The 379-nt window shown below is 75.2% G+C and carries 1 pseudogene; it reads right to left on the bottom strand.

Features of this window, described 5'->3' with window-relative positions:
- A pseudogene (locus tag ACLEQD_RS45245) lies at positions 1 to 379 on the bottom strand (hypothetical protein); the annotation flags it as partial.

The following is a 379-nucleotide window of genomic DNA, read 5'->3' as shown; positions in this document are numbered from 1 at the left end:
CAGGAGGCGCCACCGGGCCTCGCCCGAGACGAGGTAGCGCGCCGCCGGCTGGCCCATGCCCAGCGCCAGTCCGCCCACCGCCACGGTGAGGTTCCGCTGGAAGACCTGCACCTCCAGGCGCCCTTCCACGTCCACCCGGCCCCACGAGAAGGCCTCCGCCCCCATCGTCAGGCGCAGGTGGCGCCGCGCCAGGGTGCCCAGCCGCTCCGCGTCCCAACCAAGAATCACCTCGCCATGGGCGGAGTACCCGTCCGGGAAGGGCGCCTCCGCCAACGGCAGGGAGGCCGGGCCCGCCACCTGGAAGCGCGCCAACTCGTAGTCCGAGCCGAAGGCCCCCTGCCGGAAGCCTCCGCGCTGCACGCGCCCCTCCAGCCGGGCT

This window comes from Corallococcus sp. 4LFB (genome assembly GCF_046520365.1).
In the GTDB taxonomy this organism is placed as follows: Bacteria; Myxococcota; Myxococcia; order Myxococcales; family Myxococcaceae; genus Corallococcus; species Corallococcus caeni.
The sequence above is the reverse complement of the archived record's forward strand: the minus strand, read 5'-3'. Positions and strand labels throughout refer to the sequence as shown.